We start from the raw sequence: 17,998 nt of genomic DNA on the forward strand, positions 1-17,998 counted from the left end.
CGAGGCGGACGGATGCCGCCACGTCGCCGACATGGAGTCGATCACCCCGGACGTGGCGGGAGCGGTGCGGGTCAGCCGGGGACGGGTACGGCGGAGGCGGCGGCGACGCCTTCCAGGTAGCCGCGGGCCCGCTCGGTCTTCGGGTACCGGCCGACGAGTTCCCAGAACCGGGCGTTGTGGCTGGGCACGATCAGGTGCGCCAGCTCGTGCAGCAGCACGTAGTCGAGCACCCAGTCCGGCATGTCCTGGAGGCGGTGCGAGATCCGGATGCTCCGGTCAGCCGGGGTGCAGGAACCCCACCGGCCGTTCTGGTTGGTGACCCAGCGGACGCTGGCGGGCAGGGCGTCGCTGCCCTGATCGGGGAGGTGGAGGTTGATCAGCCGCAGCGCCCGGTCGAGCAGTTCGGTGTCGGAGCGGGCGAGCCGGCCCTCACGGGCGGCGAGCCGGGCGAGCATCCGGTCGACCCACTCGCTCTCCTCGGCCCGGGAGAACTGGTCGGGGATCAGCACCACGACCCGCTCCCCGTCGCGGTAGGCGGACACCGTGCGTCGCCGGCGCTGACTGCGCCGTACCTCGACGACCGGCTTCCGCGCCCCAGCCATCAGTGGGCCGCGCAGCCGTGCATTCCTGCCACGAGGGAAAGCTAATGCGTACTGACCAGGGGTCCGCAAGGGTCAACACCGCGACACGCGCCCGGAAAATGGTAGTTGGTCGCGAGGAGTCCCGAAAAAAACTGTGGATGACCATGTCGGGCCGCCTCGGTCACCCTTCGTGGCGGCCGGAGAGGCACTCGACGCTCGCGTCCCACCCACCGTAGGTGATCACCGTCCGCAGCGCCGCTCGGGCCCCGTGCGGGCGTTTTTGCGGGTCCCCAACCGGCGTGTCCCCGGCAAACTCACTAATCCGGCCCATTCCGGCATGCACACTCTCGACGTCGACTTCCTCACAGTGTCGATGCACAGCTGACATGGATTCGCCCAGATCTGGGTAGGGTCCGCCAACCAGCGGTCACGAAGGTGTCCGCGGAGAAAGACCCAGCGCCTGGGCCCCCCGTGGCCCGCCGCCGGGAGACCCGCCGGGCCGGCTCGCCCGGCGGACGAGACGAGGAGGCTACCGTGGCCGACCAGGCCCAGACCTACAACGGTTACTGCGTCAAGTGCAAGGAGAAGCGGGACTTCGAGGGGCGCGTCGAGGTTTCGAAGACCGGGATGAACATGGCCAAGGGCAAGTGTCCGGTGTGCGGCACAACAGTGAACCGCATCCTGGGCAAGGCCAAGGTCTGACCCGTACGCGTTCTGCGGGGGAGGGGTGGCCGGCGGCCGCCCCTCCCCCGCGCCGTCCCCGGGGGACGACGCTGTCGGGAGGGCGACAGAGTTACCCGCCGGTTGTGGATATCCCGCCGCTTCCTGTGGACAGCGCTGGACAGAGGTCCGCGCACCTGTGGACAACGATCGACGGACAGCGCGGACTCGGTCACGATCCGTCGTCATGAGCCCGTCGACCCGCCCGGCCCGCCCGGCCCACCCGAACCTCTCCCGCCCGCCGCTGCCCCGCCCGACGCTGCTGCCCGGCCTGACCCGGCTCTGGCGCGACCGGCACACCCTGCAACTCGGGCTCGACCCGAGGCGCGCCGTCCTGCTCGAGGTCGCCGACCCGCGCGCCGCGCGCCTGCTCGACCTGCTCGACGGCAGCCGCAGCGAGCGCGGGATCCTGGCCGACGCCGCGGCCGCCCGGATCGGCCCGAACGAGGCCCGCGAACTGCTGGACGCGCTGCGCGCCGCCGGTCTGGTCGTACCCGCGCACACGCTGCTCCCCCGGGACCTGGCCGGCCCGGCGCGCAGCCGCCTCGCCGCGGAGGCCGGGGCGCTCGCGCTGGCCGCGGCCGCCCTGCCCGGCACCCCGGCGCAGGTGCTGCGCCGGCGGCGGGCCGCCCGGGTGGTGGTCGCCGGCGCCGGCCGGCTCGGCGGCCCGGTCGCCGTCGCGTTGGCGCAGGCCGGAGTGGGTCACGTGGCACCCGAGCTCACCGGCACGGTCGGCCCCGCCGACCTGGTCGGCACCGGGCTGGCCGGGTCCGACGTGGGACGCCCGCTGGCCGCCGCGCTCCGCTCGGCGATCGGCCGGACCGCCCCCGGCACGCAGACCCGCCCGTTGCGCCGCGGCCGGGTGGAGCTGGTGGTCCACCTCGGCGCCGACCGGCCAGCCGCCCTGCTCGCCGCCGGGTACGCCCAGCGTCGCCAGCCGCACCTGCTGCTCGGCCTGCGCGAGGGCGTACCCGTGGTCGGGCCGCTCGTGCGACCGCCGGTCGGCCCCTGCCTGCACTGCCTGGACCTGCACCGGGCCGACCGGGACCCGGGCTGGCCCGGGCTCGCCGCCCAGCTCGCGGCGGACCCGGCCGACCAGGCGTGCGCCGCCGCGACCCTGCTCGCCGCCGTCGGGTACGCGGTCGCCGAGGCGCTGGCCCACCTCGACGGCGGCGCTCCGGAGACGCTCGGCTCTGCCGTGGAGATCGGCGCGGCGGGCCGGTTCCGGCGCCGGATGTGGCCGCCGCACCCCTCCTGCGGGTGCGCCGGCCGCCGGCGCTGACCGGCCGTTCGCGGTGGCGGGGGACGGCCGGCGGCGAGGCCGGGCGGCGCGTCGGCCAGGTCGGGCGGCGGGGCGGGTGGGGCCGGAGGGGCGCGGAGGAGGGAAGCCGGGACCGAGCCCGGCTTCTCCAGCAGCAGCGGGCCCACCGAGTCGGTAACAATGACCAAGTGACCGACATCCCGCGCCGGGCCGTGTCCCGGACCGCCAAGCTCGCCTCTCTGCCGCTCGGCTTCGCCGGACGGACCGTCCTCGGCATGGGTAAGCGCGTCACCGGACTCGCCTCCGACGTCATCTCCGCCGAGATCCAGCAGCGCACCGCCGAGCAGCTCTTCAGCGTCCTCGGACAGCTCAAGGGCGGGGCGATGAAGTTCGGTCAGGCGCTGTCGGTCTTCGAGGCGGCGCTGCCGGAGGAGATCGCCGCCCCCTACCGGCAGGCGTTGACCAAGCTTCAGGAGGCGGCCCCGCCGCTGCCCGCGGCGAGCGTGCACAAGGTGCTCGCCGAGCAGCTCGGGCCGGACTGGCGGGACCGGTTCGTCGAGTTCAACGACACTCCGGCCGCCGCGGCGAGCATCGGGCAGGTGCACAAGGCGATCTGGCGGGACCCGGAGACCGGCGAGGCGCGGACCGCGGCCGTCAAGATCCAGTACCCGGGCGCCGGTGACGCCCTGCTCGCCGACCTCAAGCAACTCTCCCGGCTGGGCGGGATGTTCCGGGCCATCCAGCCGGGTCTGGACGTCAAGCCGCTGCTGGTCGAGCTGCGGGAGCGGGTCACCGAGGAGCTGGACTACGAGCTGGAGGCCGAGTCGCAGCGGGCCTTCGCCGCCGCGTACGCCGACGACCCGGAGATCTTCATCCCCGCCGTGCTCTCCAGCTCGCCCCGGGTGCTGGTCACCGAGTGGATCGAGGGGACGCCGCTGGCGGACATCATCCGCGAGGGCACCGAGGAGCAGCGGGACGAGGCGGGCCGGCTGATGGCGACGCTGCACCTGTCCGCGCCGCCCCGGGCCGGCCTGCTGCACGCCGACCCGCACCCCGGCAACTTCCGGCTGCTGCCCGACGGCCGGCTCGGCGTGATCGACTTCGGCGCGGTGGCGCGGATGCCCGAGGGCACCCCGGAGCCGATCGGCCGGATCGCCGGGCTGGCGTTGCGCGGCGACGCGGACGGGGTGGTGGACGGCCTGCGGAAGGAGGGCTTCGTCAGCTCCACGGAGCCGATCGACGCCCACGCGGTGCTCGACTTCCTGCGGCCGATGCTGGAACCGATCGCCGCCGAGGAATTCCGGTTCACCCGGGCCTGGCTGCGGTCCGAGGCGGCCCGCCTGGCCAGCCCGAAGTCGCCGACCTACCAGCTCAGCCGGCAGCTCAACCTGCCCCCGTCGTACCTGATGATCCACCGCGTGACGCTGGGTTCGATCGGGGTGCTGTGCCAGCTGGAGGCCAAGGCGCCGTACCGGGGGATCCTGGAACGCTGGCTGCCCGGCTTCGCGCCGGTGGCCTGACCGGGCCACGTGACGACACGGGGGCGGTGACCGGAATCCGGTCACCGCCCCCGCGTACTCGGTAGGGATCTAGAGAGCGCCCAGGTCGCGAGCCGACTGGCTCCGGCTCTTCATCGCGACGGTACGGGCGGAACGGGCTGCCTCAGTGCTCGTGGTGGTACGACCGGCCTGAGGCCGGCGCATTCGGGCACGGGACAACGCTTCGTGGAGTAGTTGCATCTCGGTTCCGTTCGGGTAGTTCAGCAGCATCGGTTTCGGCTTTCTCGCGGCCGGTGTCGAACACCGGCGGGGTTGGAACGGGAAGTTGTCAGGCCGCCAGCCGGACCGCGTTGCGCGACGTGGCCACACCACTGGCCACCAGTCGCGCCTCGGCCTCGACCCGGAGCGCCGCGTCGCGGGCGAGGTCCTCCTTGCGCGGACGGCCACGGGGCCGCTTGCGCGGGACGACCGCGCCACGCTCGAAGATCTCGCCGCCCCAGACGCCCCACGGCTCCGCCCGCTCCACCGCACCGGCGAGGCACTCGACGCGCAGCGGGCAGTCCCCGCAGAGCGACTTGGCCAACTCCAGCTCGGCGGGCTGGTCGGAGAACCACAGGTCAGGGTCGAACTTCCGGCAGGGCAGGTTCGCCTCCATCTCGACGCTCACGTCGAGCGGGGCCAACGCCAGACTCATCGCCCGGTCACCTCTCTCTCACACTTCGATCTCGTGGATCGCATTTCCGACGTACGGCGGGGCAAAAAAAACTGAGGCCGCGGATCCCGGTGAGCGGGTTCCGCGGCCTCGAGGTGAGCCGGTGGTCTGGATTCAGACCGGTCTACCTCGAGGTGGAACGCCGCGGACATCCGTGCGCTTCTTGGCGACACCGATGCCCATGCCCGTGAAGCCACTGGTCCCCTCGACTCCGATCGGCGCGACGGTCAGGGTCAGCTCGGCCTGAGCCTGGACCTGGTGCACCTGCGGAACCGACGGTCGCGTGGCGGCAAGGGCCACCCGGACAGTCGACAGCGGAGCGCAGGCAGCTGGCATCGCCGCCGGACGCTCATAGGTGAAGATCTCCACGGGTGCCACCTCCCTCACGTTCCTCGTGCCGACTTGGTCTCCCACCCCGTGAGCAGCCGGAATGGCGCCGCTCCCGAGGTGTGCCATGAGGCTATTCCTCGCCCGGGGGCGAGGGCAAACGAATTTACGACGAGATTTCGAAAGTTTTTTGCGGGGCGATGTCGTCCACCGCCGCACCGTCCACCAGCGCCAGCACCGCCTCGCCGTAGAGGCCGAGCTTGCGCGGCCCGATCCCGGCGATGGCGATCAGCTCCTCGGTCCGCCCGGGACGCCGCTCGGCCAGCGCGGTCAGGGTGGCGTCGGTGAAGACGACGTACGCCGGGACCTTCTGCGCGCCGGCCACCCGGGCCCGCCAGTCCCGCAGCCGCTCGTACAGGTCCTCGTCGATGTCGGACGGGCAGGTCGGGCAGCGGCCCAGCTTGCGGTCCGGGCCGGCGAGCAGGGTCGCGCCGCAGATCCGGCAGGAGACGATCTGGGTGGCGGGCCGGCGCGCGGCGGTGCGCTTCGCCACGCCGCCGCCGGCCCGCTCGCCACCGCCGGAGCGGTCCAGCTGGGGCAGGAACCGGGACGGCCGCCGGGCCCGTCCACCCGGCGAGCGGGCCGAGGCGTACGACAGCCAGAGCCACTGCCGGGCGCGGGTGATCCCGACGTAGAGCAGCCGACGCTCCTCCTCGACCTGCTCTGGGGTACGGGCGTACGTGGTGGGCAGGGTGCCCTCGGAGAGCCCGACCAGGAAGACCGCGTCCCACTCCAGCCCCTTGGCCGAGTGCAGCGACGCCAGCGTCACCCCGTCGACGGTCGGCACGTGCTGCTGGGCGGCCCGGCGGGCCAACTCCTCGTTGAAGTCGCTCAGGGTCACCGGGCGCTCCACCGCGGCGGCCTCGCCGATCGGCAGCACCTCCGGCGTCGCCGCGTACTCCTCGGCGAGCTGGACCAGCGCGGCCAGCGCCTCCCACCGTTCCCGCGCGGCGCCGCCGGCCGGGGGCGCGTCGGGGGCCCAGCCCACCGCGGCGAGCGCCTCGACCACGGCGGTCGGCAGCGGGGTCTCTCCCGGGATCGAGCGGGTGGCGGCCCGCAGCGCGACCATCGCCTGGCGCACCTCGACCCGCTCGAAGAACCGCTCCGCCCCCTGCACCACGTACGGCACGCCGGCCTCGGTCAGCGCCTTCTCGTACGCCTCGGACTGCGCGTTGGTCCGGAACAGCACGGCGATCTCCTTGGCCGGGGTGCCCCCGTCGACCAGGGTCCGGCAGCGGGCGGCGACGGCGTTCGCCTCGGCCGGCTCGTCGGTGAAGATCCGCAGCTCCGGCTCGGGGCCCGGCGGGCGCTGCCCGTGCAGCTCCAGCCGCAGCCGCGCCTCGGCGCCCCGGGCCTGCGAGATCACCGCGTTGGCCAGCCCGACCACCTGCGGGGTGGAGCGGTAGTCGCGGACCAGCCGGACCACCGTCGCGCCGCGGTGCCGGCGCGGGAAGTCGACCAGGTACGACGAGGTGGCCCCGGTGAACGAGTAGATCGTCTGGCTGGCGTCGCCCACCACGGTCAGGTCGTCCCGGCCGCCGAGCCAGGCGTCCAGCAGCCGCTGCTGCAACGGGTTGACGTCCTGGTACTCGTCGACGACGAAGTGCCGGTACTGGCCCCGCACCTGCTCGGCGACGTCCCGGTGCTCCTCGATCCCCCAGACCGCGGCGCGCAGCATGTCCTCGAAGTCGATCACGCCGTTGGAGCGCTTGAGCCGTTCGTACGCGGCGAAGACCTCGGCCACCTTCGCCGGCTCGTGCGGCGTCTCGCGCAGCGCCTTGGCCGCGGCGACCACGTACTCACCGGGCTCGACCAGCGACGACTTGGCCCACTCGATCTCGCCGGCGAGGTCGCGCGCGGCGGCCCGGTCGGCGCGCAGGCCGACCTTGGCGGCGGCCAGGGTGACCACCCGCACCTTGCTGTCCAGCAGCTCGGGCATGGCGCGCCCCTCCAGCAGCCGGGGCGCGAAGTAGCGCACCTGGCGCAGCGCGGCGGCGTGGAAGGTCCGCGCCTGGACACCGGACACCCCGAGCACGGTGAGACGGGCCCGCATCTCGGCGGCGGCCCGGGCGGTGAAGGTGACCGCCAGCACATGCCGGGGGGAGATCTCGCCGGTGAGCGCGCGGTGGGCGATCCGGGAGGTCACCGCGCGGGTCTTGCCGGTGCCCGCGCCGGCCAGGATGCAGACCGGGCCGGCCGGGGCGGTCACCGCCGCGCGCTGCTCCGGGTCGAGCCCGCCGAGCACGACGTCCGCCGCTGAGTGAACCCCCACAGCGAGGAATCATCTCAGCTCCCGCTGATGTTGCAGCGGTTAGCCTGACCTGAACGACAGGCCGGGCGACGCGAGCACTTGGAGGACCTGACCATGTTGACGATGTATTCCACCCCGTGGTGCGGCTACTGCCACCGGCTCAAGTCGCAGCTGGACCGGGAGGGCATCGGGTACGAGGTGGTCGACATCGAGCAGGACCTGAAGGCGGCCAATTTCGTGATGAGCGTCAACGGCGGCAACCAGACCGTCCCCACGCTCCGCTTCGCCGACGGCAGTGCCCTGACCAACCCCTCCATCACCCAGGTCAAGCAGCACCTGGCCAGCCTCGCCGGCTGACCCCACCGCACTCAGGAAAAGTGGTCGTTCTCCCGGGAACGGCCACTTCTCCGTGTCCGGGCGCGGGCACTCAGAGGCGGGTGGCGTCGGGGGTGAGGTGTTCGGCCGGGTGGGGGCGGCGGGGCGACGGGACGGGAGCGGGCGTCCCGGGCGGCGGGGAGAGCCGGCGGCCGCGCCAGAGCCAGGCGCCGGCGGCGGTGGTGACCACCCCGACCAGGACGAACAGCAGCCGGTAGTCGAACACCCCGACGAGCAGCGCGCCCGCCCCGATGGAGCACGCCTGCGGGCCACTGACCAGCGCCTCGGACGCCGCGGCGACCCGGCCCAGCAGCCGGGGCGGGGTGCGCCGCTGGATCAGCGTGGCGAGCCCCACCATGGTCAGCGGCAACGAGACCCCGGCCAGCAGCAGCGCCAGCACCCCGAGCCGGAGGTCCGGCCAGGCCAGCGCCAGCGCGGCCGGACCGAAGAAGGTCACCCCGGCGGCGAGCGCCCCGACCTCGCCGGTGCGGCGTACCACGGCGGGTGAGAGCAGGCCGCCCACCAGCCCACCCACCCCCTGCACGGTGACCAGCACCCCGACGAACGCGGCGTCGCGGTCCAGCCCCTGGTCGACGTACGCGAAGATCAGCGACTCGCTGAAGCCCATCACCAGCGAGCCCAGCCCGTAGCCGAGCAGGGCCCGGCGCAGCGCCGGCTCGCCGGCCAGGTGCCGCAGCCCGGCGCCCAGCTCGGCCGGCCAGCGCAGGGTGGCGGCCGCCGGTTCGGTCTCGGCCACCCGGAGCAGCCCGACCACGGCGGCGGCGGTGACGAACCCGACCATCGCCAGGGTGGCGAGCAGCCAGCCGCCGACGGCCGCGTAGAGGGCCGCCCCGGCCAGCGGGCCGCCGAGCCGCAACCCCTGCCGCACGGTCTGCAGGGCGCCGTTCGCGTCGGCGAGCAGCTCGCTCGGCACCAGCTGCCGGATCAGCCCGCTGAGCGTCGCGCTGAGCGTGAGATACGACAGGCCGTACAGCGCGGCCACCACGTAGATGATCCAGACATCGGCGCGGTCCCGGACCGCGAAGAGCGGGGTGAGCAGCATGGCGGTGCCCAGGTTCGCGGCGACGAAGAACGGCCGGCGGCGGTAGCGGTCGACCACCCAGCCGACCAGCGGCGCCAGCGTCATCGGGGCGATGATCGCGAAGATGGTGGCGCCGGCCAGCCCGTCGGACCCGGTCAGATCCTTGACCCAGATGGCGAGCGCGAGCAGCAGGATCGACTCGGCGGCCATGCTGGCCAGCAGCGCGCCGAAGAGCAGTCGGAAGTCGGGGCGGCGCAGGACGGTGCGCATGGGGGTTCCCTCCGCGGGGACGGCGCCGGTCGGGCGCGTCAGGGGGAGATGCGGCCGACCCGGTCATCGTCGCCCGGGCGTCCGATACCTCCCACAGTCCTCTTTTTGTCTCGTGACACGCCCTCACCGGAACCTCCGGCACCGGTCGCGCCGTCCATACTGACCGTGGGGGGCGAATTTCATACAGTTACCGTCGCGTCTGCGGCGGTCGAGGCGAAAGAGGACACCCGTGCCTCCTGCCGTACCCAGTCCGATCCTGCGACGACGCAGGCTCGGCACCGAACTGCGCCGCCTGCGCGAGGCGGCGGGACTCACCGGCGACCAGGTCATCGAGCGGATCGGCTGGGCGTCGGCGTCCAAGCTGTCCCGGCTGGAGAACGGGCGCAGCCGCCCGGACCCGGACGACGTAGGCCTCCTGCTGGACCTCTACGGCGCCGAGCCGGAGCTGCGCGACGACCTGATCGGGATCACCCACGAGGCCGGCGACATGCGCGGTTGGCGCAAGTCGTACCCGGTGATGACGCAGCAGCAGCTCGGCTGGGCGGAGATCGAGGCCGGCTGCGCGGAGATCCGCGAGTACAACCCGGTGCTGGTGCCCGGGCTGCTCCAGACCTCCGGCTACGCCCGGCTGCGGATCGTCTCGGCCGACCAGGCGGCCAGCGCGACCGGCGACCCCGAGGCCGGCGAGGACCCGGAGACCGAGGTACGCGCCCGGCTCGCCCGCCAGTCGCTGCTGGATCGGGTCGACGGTCCGCGCTACACGGCGGTGCTGGAGGAGGCCGCGCTGGGCCGCCGGGCCGGGCCGCCGGAGGTGCTGCAGGAGCAGCTGGTGAAGCTCTGTGAGCTGGCCATCCTTCCCAACGTCACGCTGCACCTGCTGCAACGCGACACGGTGATCGGCGATTTCTACCTGCCGCCGACCGCCTTCTCGCTCTACCGGTTCGCCGATCCCCAGGATCCGGAGACCCTGGCGATCGAAGGCGGCTTCATCGACGTCATGTCACACGAGGCAAACCCGGTAAATCGCTATAAAGTGGCCTTCGAGTGGCTGTGCTCGGCGGCGCTCTCCGCATCGGACACCCTCTCCTGGCTCTTCGAGGCGACGGGGCGGCTGACCGACTCGGCAGCCCCGTCCACGTCGGCCCACGGGTCGGCAGCGGCGCCGGCCCAACGCCGGCGACACTCCGGGCGCCTGACGGATCGGTGATCCACACCGGACCCCGTCGGGGCCGGGCGGGTCACTCGTCCCCATCGGAGTTCCAGGAGCAGGAGCAGAACCATGAACGACATCCGCAACACCGTCTCCGCCCGGCAGCTCGCCGACGCCCCGTGGCGCAAGAGCACCCGCAGCCAGACCTCGAACTGCGTGGAGGTGGCGCCGCTGGGAGCCGGTCCGGCCGTGGTCGCGCTGCGGGACAGCAAGGACCCGAGCGGGCCCGTGCTGCTGTTCAACCGGGCCGGCTGGCTCGGCTTCGTCGGCGGCGCGAAGAACGGGCAGTTCGATCTGAACTGATCGGTGACGCAGCGAGGGGCCGTCGGCGCACCGCCGGCGGCCTCTCGTCGTCTCCACCGGCGCGAACGTCCTGACCAGGCATCGGATGATCGGCTGAGACCGGACGGATAGCCGCGTTTCACTTGCTGGGACGACGCCCGGGCGTAACATGACGAAAGAGTGACGTGGAACTTCCACAGCGTGCTCGCCCGTCGCGGTCCATCCGGAGACAGCCATGCGTTTCCTGATCGTTCGTACCGACATCCGCACCGCCGCCGACAACGACATCGCCGCCGCCTGGGCTGGTGGTGCGCTGCTGCGGGACGAGACGACCGCGCCCGAACCGCGCCGTCAGATCGTGCACGCCGAGGACCGCGACGCCGCGCTGCTGCTCGCCCGCGCGCTGTCCACCGTCGGCGCCGTCCGGTCCGGCCGGCAACGGGTCAAGGTGCTCCCACTCGACGAGCCCGGCGTCGTCTACCAGGAGTGGTGGGAGGCCGGCGGCACCTGAGAATCACAGACGTCCGCCGTGGTCGGACCGGCTCCCCCGCCGTGTTCCTCGCCTCATCCGCCACGACGGTCCGTGTTCCCGGCCCGGGATCGTTGCGGCAACGACGGTCCCGGGCCGGGACCGCGTCCAGGCCCGGTGCCCGGGCCGTCAGCCGGTCAGCAGTGCCCGTCCAGCCAGCGGTGGATGAGGAAGAGGGCGATCGAGGAGGGCGGCGGCAGGATCACCCGATCCCCGTCGCCGGCGTCCACCGCCCGCCCGGCCAGCACCGCGCCGACCTCCCGGCGGGTGAACCAGCGGGCGTACGCGATCTCGGTCGGGTCGACCCGGACCGGCGCCTCCGGGTCCGCCTCGGCCAGAAAACCGAGCATCAGCGAGCCGGGAAACGGCCAGGCCTGGCTGCCCGCGTACCCGATCCGCTCGACCACGACCCCGACCTCCTCGTGCACCTCGCGCAGCACGGCCGCCTCGGCCGACTCCCCCGGCTCGACGTAGCCGGCCAGGCAGGAGAAGCGGCGCTCCCCCGCCGTGCGTGGCCAGGCCGCGTTGTTGCCGAGCAGGCAGCGCCCGTCGGGGCCGTCCACCCCGTCGTGCACCAGCACGATCATCGCCGGGTCGGTCCGCGGCCAGGCCCGGTGGCCCTGCGCGTCCACCCGGGACCAGCCGCCCTCGTCGATCTCCGTCCGGTGCCCCGTCCGCGGCGACCAGCCGTGCCCGAGGTGCCAGTTGACCAGCGCCAGCGCGGTGGTGAAAACGCCCGCGTCCCGGTCGCTGAGCAGATGGCCGATGTCCCGCAGGTGCACCGCCCGGGTGCCCGGCAGATCGGGCAGCGGCGCGTCCACCGCGAAGACCGGCGCACCGTCCGGCTCCAGGCCGAGGAAGAGCGGCGCGGCGTCGGCGATCCCGTCCAGCTCGGCCGGCTCCCGCAGCACCAGCGCCGGCGGGTTGGCATCGGTACGGACCAGCGCCATCCCCTCCCGCGACGAGTCGAGCACCAGCACCCGGGACCGCTGCCAGGCCTGCGCCAGCCAGTCCGGGTCGGTACGCCGGTGCGCCGCCCGGTCCAGGGTGGTGCGGGCCAGCGGCGGGGTGGGCTCGCCGCTCACGCCGACTCCCGGCGCACCGGGGTCAGCGCGGCCAACTGTCCTTCGATCCGGTCGGCGTCGCCCAGCACCACGGTGACCGCCTTCGCCGGCGCGAGGTAGCGGGCCGCGACCTCCGCGACGTCCTCGGGGGTCGCCTTGGCCAGCCGGGCGGCGTGCTCGGCCAGGAAGTCCAGGCGCAGCCCGTTGCCGGCGTACGCGCTGGTCAGCGAGGCGAGACCGGCCTGCGTGGACATGCCGAGCTGGAGGGTGCCCAGGGCGTACTGGCGGGCCTGCTCCAGCTCGTCCGGCTTCGGCGGCAGCGAGGCGAGCCGGCCCAGCTCGTACGTCGTCTCCAGCAGCGCCGGGCCGGTCACCTCGGTGGCCACCTCGGCGGCGGCGACCAGCACCGAGCCGGCGACCGAGTGCTCGACCGACGAGTGCGGCCCGTACGTGTAGCCCTTGTCCTCGCGGATGTTCTCCACCCACCGGGAGGAGAAGTAGCCGCCGAAGACCAGGTTGGCCAGTTGCAGCGCGGCGTGGTCCGGGTGGGTGCGCGGCACCGCCGGCAGCGCGATGCGCAGCGAGGACTGCACCGAGCCGGGCCGGTCGACCAGCAGCAGCGGACCGGGCTCCAGCGGCGGAGTCGGCGGCAGGTCGACGCCCCGGGTGTCGCCGCGCCAGCCGCTCAGCGCCTGCTCGGCGGCGTCCAGCGCCCGGTCCGGCCGCATGTCGCCGACCAGCACCAGCACCGCCTCGGCCGGGTGCACCCGCTCGGCGTGCAGTTTGCGCAGCGCCGGCGGCTTCACCGCGCGGACCTGCTCGGGCTCCGGGGTCTGCACCGCGTACGGGTGGCTGCCGTAGATCCGCTTGAGCAGGGCCGTCCGGGCCAGGTGCGCCGGCTGGCTCTGCGCCACCTGGATCCGGTCGATCAGCCGGTCCCGCTCGGTGCCCACCCAGTCGGCCGGGTACGTCGCGTCGGTCAGCACGTCGGCCGCCAGCTCCAGCATCCGGTCCAGGCCGGTGACCAGGGCGGCCCCGGAGAGCATGAGCCGGTCCGGGTCGATCCCGGCCGACAGCCCGCCGCCGACCTTCTGCAACTCGGCGGCGATCTGGGTGGCGGTGTGCGTCTGCGTGCCGGAGAGGATGGTCTGCGAGAGCACCGCGCCGCGGGCCAGGTGGGTACGGCCGAACGGCATCCACAGCCGCAGCTCGACCAGGGGCACGGCGGGGCGGCGTACCGCGATCACGGTGAGGCCGTTGGCGAGCCGCCGCTCGGCCTGCTTCGGCACCTTGAGCTTGCGGGTGGGGCCGAGCGGCGGCAGCGCGCGCGGCGTGGCGGGGGCGGTCGTCGTCACCGAGTCACCTTCGTTCGCGACTGCGGGGCTCGCAACCCCGGCTCACTCCTCGCGCTCACCGAGTCACCTTCGTTCGCGACTGCGGGGCTCGCAACCCCGGCTCACTCCTCGCGCTCACCGAGTCACCTTCGTTCGCGACTGCGGGGCTCGCAACCCCGGCTCACTCCTCGCACTCACCGGGCACCTCCGGGAATGACCTCGACGGCGGCGCGGCGCTCCGGCCGCAGGGTGGCGGCGGCGGCCCGGACCTGCTCCTCGGTGACCTCGCCGACCAGCCGGGGCAGCTCGTTGAGCAGGCCCGGCTCGCCGCGCTGCTGTTCCAGCACGGCCATCCGCAGCGCCCGGCCGAGCACCGCGTCAGTGTCCCGCAGCAGGTGGGTGGCCATCCTGGCCTGGGTACGCGCCAGCTCGCCCTCGGTCAGCCCGTCGGTGGCCAGCCGGTCCACCTCCTCGTCGATGGTGCGCAGCACCTTGTCCACGTCCCCGCCGGGTGGCAGGTGCGCCTGGAGCAGCAGCGCGGTGGGGTCGCGCACGTCGAACGGGTCACCCATGAAGCCGAGGTAGCCGCCGAGGCCGGTGACCGTGCGGTCCCGCTGGACCAGCCGCTCGACCAGCCGGGAGGCGTCGCCGTCGGTGAGCACCTCGGCCAGCACCACGTAGGGCAGGTAGCCGGCGAAGTCGTCGATCGGGTCGGGCACCCGCCAGGCCCCGGCGACCGCCGGCAGCGGCGCCAGCGTGTCGGTGTACGTGCTGCGCCGCTCGACGGTCAGGTCCGGCTCGGTGAAGTCGGGCCGCCGCGGCGCGGGTCGGGCCGGCACGTCGGAGAAGTGCTGCTCGATCAGGGCCGTCGCCTCGGCGACGTCGATGTCGCCGCTGACCGCCAGCACCGCGTTGCCACTGGCGTAGTAGCGGCGGAAGAAGTCGGCGGCGTCGGCGACGGTGGCCGACTCCAGGTCGACGAAGGAGCCGTAGCCGTCGTGCGCGTTGGGGAAGGTGTCGAACATGACCGGCGGCAGGGTCAGCCAGGGGAAGCCGCCGTACGGCCGGTTCAGCACGTTGACCCGGATCTCCTCCTTGACCACGTCGACCTGGTTGCGCAGGTTCTCCTCGGTCAGCCGGGGGCCGCGCATCCGGTCGGCCTCCAGGAACAGCGCCCGTTCCAGGGCGTTGCTCGGCAGCGTCTCGAAGTAGTCGGTGTAGTCCAGGTGGGTGGAGCCGTTGAAGGTGCCGCCGGCGCCCTGGACGTGCCGGAAGTGGGCCAGCTTCTCCAGGTTCTCCGAGCCCTGGAACATCAGGTGCTCGAAGAGGTGGGCGAAGCCGGTACGCCCCTCGGGCTCGGACCGGATGCCGACGTCGTAGACGACCGCGACCCCGATGACCGGGGCGCTGCGATCGGGGGTGAGGACCACCCGCAGGCCGTTGTCGAGGGTGTACCGCTCGACCGGATATTTCGTCGCGGGGATTCTGACTCTGCGCGTCGGCACGAGATCGACCCTAACGCGTCGGCACCCCCGGCACCGGCGACCTTCGCGCAGCGGCCGGCACCGGCGGGTGCTCCGGCGCGGGGGGTGCGCCGCCGGACGGCGGTACGCGGGGTCGACCGACCGACGCCGACAACCCCACCGAACAGGTAGGAATTGCCGAGATTGCGCGGGCCAGCCGTCCCGGATCGTGGACCGGTCTTGACGCCGGCCGACCGCTGCCCCACTCTTCCTACCAACTAAGTAGGAATACTGCGGATTGGATGGACGATGAGACGGCTTCCCTTCCGTCGGTTGGTCTCCCTCGCCACCCTCGCCGTCATCGGCGTGGCGACGGCGGGGACCACGGCGGCGTGCGGCGACGACAGCGAGGCCGGCGGCTCCGGCCCGGTCACCCTGCGGCTGGGCTACTTCCCCAACATCACCCACGCCCCGGCCGTGGTCGGCGTGGAGAAGAGCATCTTCACCGAGAAGCTCGGCACCGACGTCAAGCTGGAGACCAAGACCTTCAACGCCGGCCCGGCCGCCATCGAGGCGGTCTTCTCCGGAGCGCTCGACGCGACGTACATCGGTCCGAACCCGACCGTGAACGCCTTCTCCAAGTCCAAGGGCGAGGCGGTCCGGGTGATCTCCGGCGCCGCCTCCGGTGGCGTGGCCCTGGTGGTCAAGCCGGAGATCACCTCGGTCGAGCAGCTGCGCGGCAAGAAGATCGCCACCCCGCAGCTGGGCAACACCCAGGACGTGGCGCTGCGCTACTGGCTCAAGGAGAAGGGCCTGAAGACCACCAAGGAGGGCGGCGGCGACGTCACCGTGGTGCCCCAGGAGAACGCCCAGACGGTGGAGACCTTCGGCAGCGGCGCGATCGACGGCGCGTGGGTGCCCGAGCCGTTCGTCTCCCGGCTGGTCAACGCCGGCGGCAAGGTGCTCGTCGACGAGCGCGACCTCTGGCCGGACAAGAAGTTCGTCATCACCAACCTGATCGTCAGCACCAAGTTCCTCAAGGCCCACCCCGACGTGGTGAAGAAGCTGGTCGAGGGGCAGGTCGCCGCGAACGAGTTCGTCAACACCAAGCCGGACGAGTCCCAGCAGGCCATCTCCGAGCACATCGGCAAGATCACCGGCAAGCCGCTGGACGTCAAGCTGATCAAGCAGGCCTGGCCGACGCTGGAGTTCACCAACGACCCCATCGCCTCCTCGCTGAAGACCGGCCTCGACCACGCGGTCGCGGTGGAACTCACCCAGCCGGTCAGCCTCGACGGGCTGTACGACCTGACGTACCTCAACGAGGTGCTCAAGACGCAGGGCAAGACCGAGGTCGCCCAGCCATGACGTCGACCACGACGGCGCCGGGGAGCGCGACCACCGCGGTCGCGCTCTCCGGCGTGACCAAGGTGTACGGGCGCGGGGCGAACGCCGTCCTCGCCCTCGACGGGGTGAGCCTCGACGTCGCGCCCGGCGAGTTCGTCTGCCTGGTCGGCGCCTCCGGCTGCGGCAAGAGCACCCTGCTCAACCTGGTGGCCGGCCTGGACCGGACCAGCGGTGGGCGGATCGCGCTGGCCGGCGACGCGAGCCCGGGGCTGATGTTCCAGGAGCCCGCGCTCTTTCCGTGGCTGACCGTCGAGGCCAACGTGGAGGTGCCGCTGAAGCTGCGTGGGCTGCCCCGGGCCGAGCGGCGCGAGCGGGTGGCGGAGCTGCTGCGCACCGTCCACCTGGCCGAGTTCGGCCGCAAGCGCCCGCACGAACTCTCCGGCGGGATGCGCCAGCGGGTCGCGCTGGCCCGCACCCTGGCCCTGGACACCCCGGTCCTGCTGATGGACGAGCCGTTCGGCGCGCTGGACGCGATGACCCGGGACATCCTGCACGACGAGCTGGAACGGATCTGGTCCGAGCGGAAGCTGTCGGTGCTCTTCGTGACCCACAACGTCCGCGAGGCGGCCCGGCTCGCCGACCGGATCATCCTGCTCAGCAGCCGACCCGGCCGGATCATCTGGTCGACCGAGGTGGACGTGCCCCGACCCCGGCGCATCGACTCCCCCGAGGTCGCCGCGATCGCCGCCGAGGTCACCGACCGACTTCGTACGGAGGTGGGCCGTCATGGCCGGTGACACCCTCACCGGGGCGCCGCGTACCGACGCGGAGATCTCCGGGCTGGACGCGCTGGAGATCGCCGGTCGGGAGAAGGAGGTCTCCCGGGGCGCCCGGCTCTGGGCGGCCACCTGGCCAAAGCTCGCCGCGCTGGCCCTGGCCATCGGCATCTGGCAGGTGGTGGTCTGGAGCGGCTGGAAGCCGCCGTGGTCACTGCCGGGCCCGGTGGTGGTGGGCGAGGAGCTGATCCGGCAGGCGAGCGGCGCCCAGCTGTGGGAGGGCATCGCGATCACGCTGCGCCGGGCCGCCGTCGGGTACGTCTTCTCGGTCGCGGTGGGCCTGCTGGTCGGCCTCGCGGTGGCCCGGTCCCGGGTGCTCCGGGCGGCCATCGGCTCGATGATCACCGCCTTGCAGACCATGCCGTCCATCGCCTGGTTCCCGCTGGCGATCCTGCTGTTCGAGCTGAGCGAGAAGGCGATCTTCTTCGTGGTGGTGCTCGGGGCCGCGCCGTCCATCGCCAACGGGGTGATCAGCGGCGTCGACTACGTGCCGCCGCTGCTGCTGCGCGCCGGCCGCAACCTCGGCGCCCGGGGACTCAACCTCTACCGGTACGTCATCGCACCGGCCGCGCTGCCGGCGATCGTGGCCGGCCTGAAGCAGGGCTGGGCCTTCTCCTGGCGCAGCCTGATGGCCGGTGAGCTGCTGGTGGTCGGCATCTCGCAGACCTCGCTCGGCGCGCAGCTCACCTACGCCCGGGAGCTGGCGGACTCGCCCTGGCTGCTCTCCACGATGATCGTGATCCTGGTCGTCGGCCTGCTCGTCGACGCGGCCTTCGGCGCGGCGGACAAGGCGATCCGGCGCCGCTGGGGCGTGCTGGACCAGGCCGGTCAGTGA

General features: G+C 73.1%; 18 protein-coding genes. 10 read left to right on the forward strand and 8 right to left on the reverse strand.

The window, feature by feature from the left end:
- Positions 1-71: 71 nt before the first annotated feature.
- Positions 72-602 carry a M48 metallopeptidase family protein gene (locus ACTWM8_RS25915; RefSeq protein WP_446211264.1) on the reverse strand — a complete coding sequence of 177 codons (531 nt, stop codon included), beginning with the start codon at positions 600-602 and terminating at the stop codon, positions 72-74.
- Positions 603-1,115: 513 nt separating this feature from the next.
- Here ACTWM8_RS25915 and ACTWM8_RS25920 point away from each other — a divergent pair.
- The 3 genes from ACTWM8_RS25920 (at position 1,116) to ACTWM8_RS25930 (ending at position 4,082) form a co-directional block, all read left to right on the forward strand.
- Complete coding sequence (locus ACTWM8_RS25920) at positions 1,116-1,283, forward strand: DUF5679 domain-containing protein (RefSeq protein ID WP_012014940.1); 168 nt, start codon at positions 1,116-1,118, stop codon at positions 1,281-1,283.
- 205 nt (positions 1,284-1,488) lie between these two features.
- A complete protein-coding gene (locus ACTWM8_RS25925; RefSeq protein ID WP_446211265.1) occupies positions 1,489-2,583 on the forward strand; it encodes a ThiF family adenylyltransferase in 1,095 nt (364 codons plus the stop codon).
- A gap of 167 nt (positions 2,584-2,750) precedes the next feature.
- On the forward strand, positions 2,751-4,082 hold the full coding sequence (locus ACTWM8_RS25930) for an ABC1 kinase family protein (RefSeq protein ID WP_377607534.1): 1,332 nt from the start codon (positions 2,751-2,753) through the stop codon (positions 4,080-4,082).
- 307 nt (positions 4,083-4,389) lie between these two features.
- On the opposite strand, the gene ACTWM8_RS25935 is transcribed toward ACTWM8_RS25930, so the two are convergent.
- From ACTWM8_RS25935 to ACTWM8_RS25945, 3 genes are all read right to left on the reverse strand, one after another.
- Complete coding sequence (locus ACTWM8_RS25935; protein WP_088960445.1) at positions 4,390-4,755, reverse strand: WhiB family transcriptional regulator; 366 nt, start codon at positions 4,753-4,755, stop codon at positions 4,390-4,392.
- A 132-nt stretch (positions 4,756-4,887) separates the two neighbouring features.
- On the reverse strand, positions 4,888-5,142 hold the full coding sequence (locus ACTWM8_RS25940; protein ID WP_088964418.1) for a hypothetical protein: 255 nt from the start codon (positions 5,140-5,142) through the stop codon (positions 4,888-4,890).
- Positions 5,143-5,266: 124 nt separating this feature from the next.
- On the reverse strand, positions 5,267-7,432 hold the full coding sequence (locus ACTWM8_RS25945; protein WP_446211266.1) for an ATP-dependent DNA helicase UvrD2: 2,166 nt from the start codon (positions 7,430-7,432) through the stop codon (positions 5,267-5,269).
- 93 nt (positions 7,433-7,525) lie between these two features.
- Here ACTWM8_RS25945 and ACTWM8_RS25950 point away from each other — a divergent pair, with 93 nt between their 5' ends.
- Positions 7,526-7,768 (forward strand): mycoredoxin, encoded by a 243-nt coding sequence (locus ACTWM8_RS25950; RefSeq protein ID WP_446211267.1) that lies wholly within the window; start codon positions 7,526-7,528, stop codon positions 7,766-7,768.
- Positions 7,769-7,838: 70 nt separating this feature from the next.
- On the opposite strand, the gene ACTWM8_RS25955 is transcribed toward ACTWM8_RS25950, so the two are convergent.
- Complete coding sequence (locus tag ACTWM8_RS25955; RefSeq protein ID WP_446211268.1) at positions 7,839-9,098, reverse strand: MFS transporter; 1,260 nt, start codon at positions 9,096-9,098, stop codon at positions 7,839-7,841.
- Between the two features lie 229 nt (positions 9,099-9,327).
- Here ACTWM8_RS25955 and ACTWM8_RS25960 point away from each other — a divergent pair, with 229 nt between their 5' ends.
- The 3 genes from ACTWM8_RS25960 to ACTWM8_RS25970 all read left to right on the forward strand — a co-directional run bounded on the left by ACTWM8_RS25960 (position 9,328) and on the right by ACTWM8_RS25970 (position 11,101).
- Entirely contained in the window at positions 9,328-10,305 is a 978-nt protein-coding gene (locus ACTWM8_RS25960; RefSeq protein ID WP_446211269.1) for a helix-turn-helix domain-containing protein, read from the forward strand.
- 72 nt (positions 10,306-10,377) lie between these two features.
- Positions 10,378-10,611, forward strand: a complete 234-nt coding sequence (locus ACTWM8_RS25965; protein ID WP_154942146.1) for a DUF397 domain-containing protein — start codon at positions 10,378-10,380, stop codon at positions 10,609-10,611.
- Positions 10,612-10,825: 214 nt separating this feature from the next.
- Complete coding sequence (locus ACTWM8_RS25970; protein WP_446211270.1) at positions 10,826-11,101, forward strand: hypothetical protein; 276 nt, start codon at positions 10,826-10,828, stop codon at positions 11,099-11,101.
- A 155-nt stretch (positions 11,102-11,256) separates the two neighbouring features.
- Here ACTWM8_RS25970 and nudC read toward each other — a convergent pair whose 3' ends face one another.
- The 3 genes from nudC to ACTWM8_RS25985 all read right to left on the reverse strand — a co-directional run bounded on the left by nudC (position 11,257) and on the right by ACTWM8_RS25985 (position 15,022).
- Entirely contained in the window at positions 11,257-12,204 is a 948-nt protein-coding gene (gene nudC / locus ACTWM8_RS25975; protein ID WP_446211271.1) for an NAD(+) diphosphatase, read from the reverse strand.
- Entirely contained in the window at positions 12,201-13,538 is a 1,338-nt protein-coding gene (locus ACTWM8_RS25980) for a M16 family metallopeptidase (RefSeq protein ID WP_446211272.1), read from the reverse strand. The genes nudC and ACTWM8_RS25980 overlap by 4 nt, the downstream gene beginning before the upstream one ends.
- Before the next feature lie 173 nt (positions 13,539-13,711).
- Complete coding sequence (locus ACTWM8_RS25985) at positions 13,712-15,022, reverse strand: M16 family metallopeptidase (RefSeq protein ID WP_446211273.1); 1,311 nt, start codon at positions 15,020-15,022, stop codon at positions 13,712-13,714.
- 267 nt (positions 15,023-15,289) lie between these two features.
- On the opposite strand from ACTWM8_RS25985, the gene ACTWM8_RS25990 reads away from it, so the two are divergent.
- The 3 genes from ACTWM8_RS25990 to ACTWM8_RS26000 are packed head-to-tail and all read left to right on the forward strand — an operon-like array spanning position 15,290 to position 17,998.
- Positions 15,290-16,348 carry an ABC transporter substrate-binding protein gene (locus ACTWM8_RS25990; protein WP_446211274.1) on the forward strand — a complete coding sequence of 353 codons (1,059 nt, stop codon included), beginning with the start codon at positions 15,290-15,292 and terminating at the stop codon, positions 16,346-16,348.
- On the forward strand, positions 16,345-17,124 hold the full coding sequence (locus ACTWM8_RS25995; RefSeq protein ID WP_154942140.1) for an ABC transporter ATP-binding protein: 780 nt from the start codon (positions 16,345-16,347) through the stop codon (positions 17,122-17,124). Before ACTWM8_RS25990 ends, ACTWM8_RS25995 begins: the two co-directional genes overlap by 4 nt.
- Positions 17,114-17,998 carry an ABC transporter permease gene (locus tag ACTWM8_RS26000; RefSeq protein WP_446211275.1) on the forward strand — a complete coding sequence of 295 codons (885 nt, stop codon included), beginning with the start codon at positions 17,114-17,116 and terminating at the stop codon, positions 17,996-17,998. Before ACTWM8_RS25995 ends, ACTWM8_RS26000 begins: the two co-directional genes overlap by 11 nt.

It is taken from the genome of Micromonospora sp. IBSANI012 (assembly GCF_052814045.1).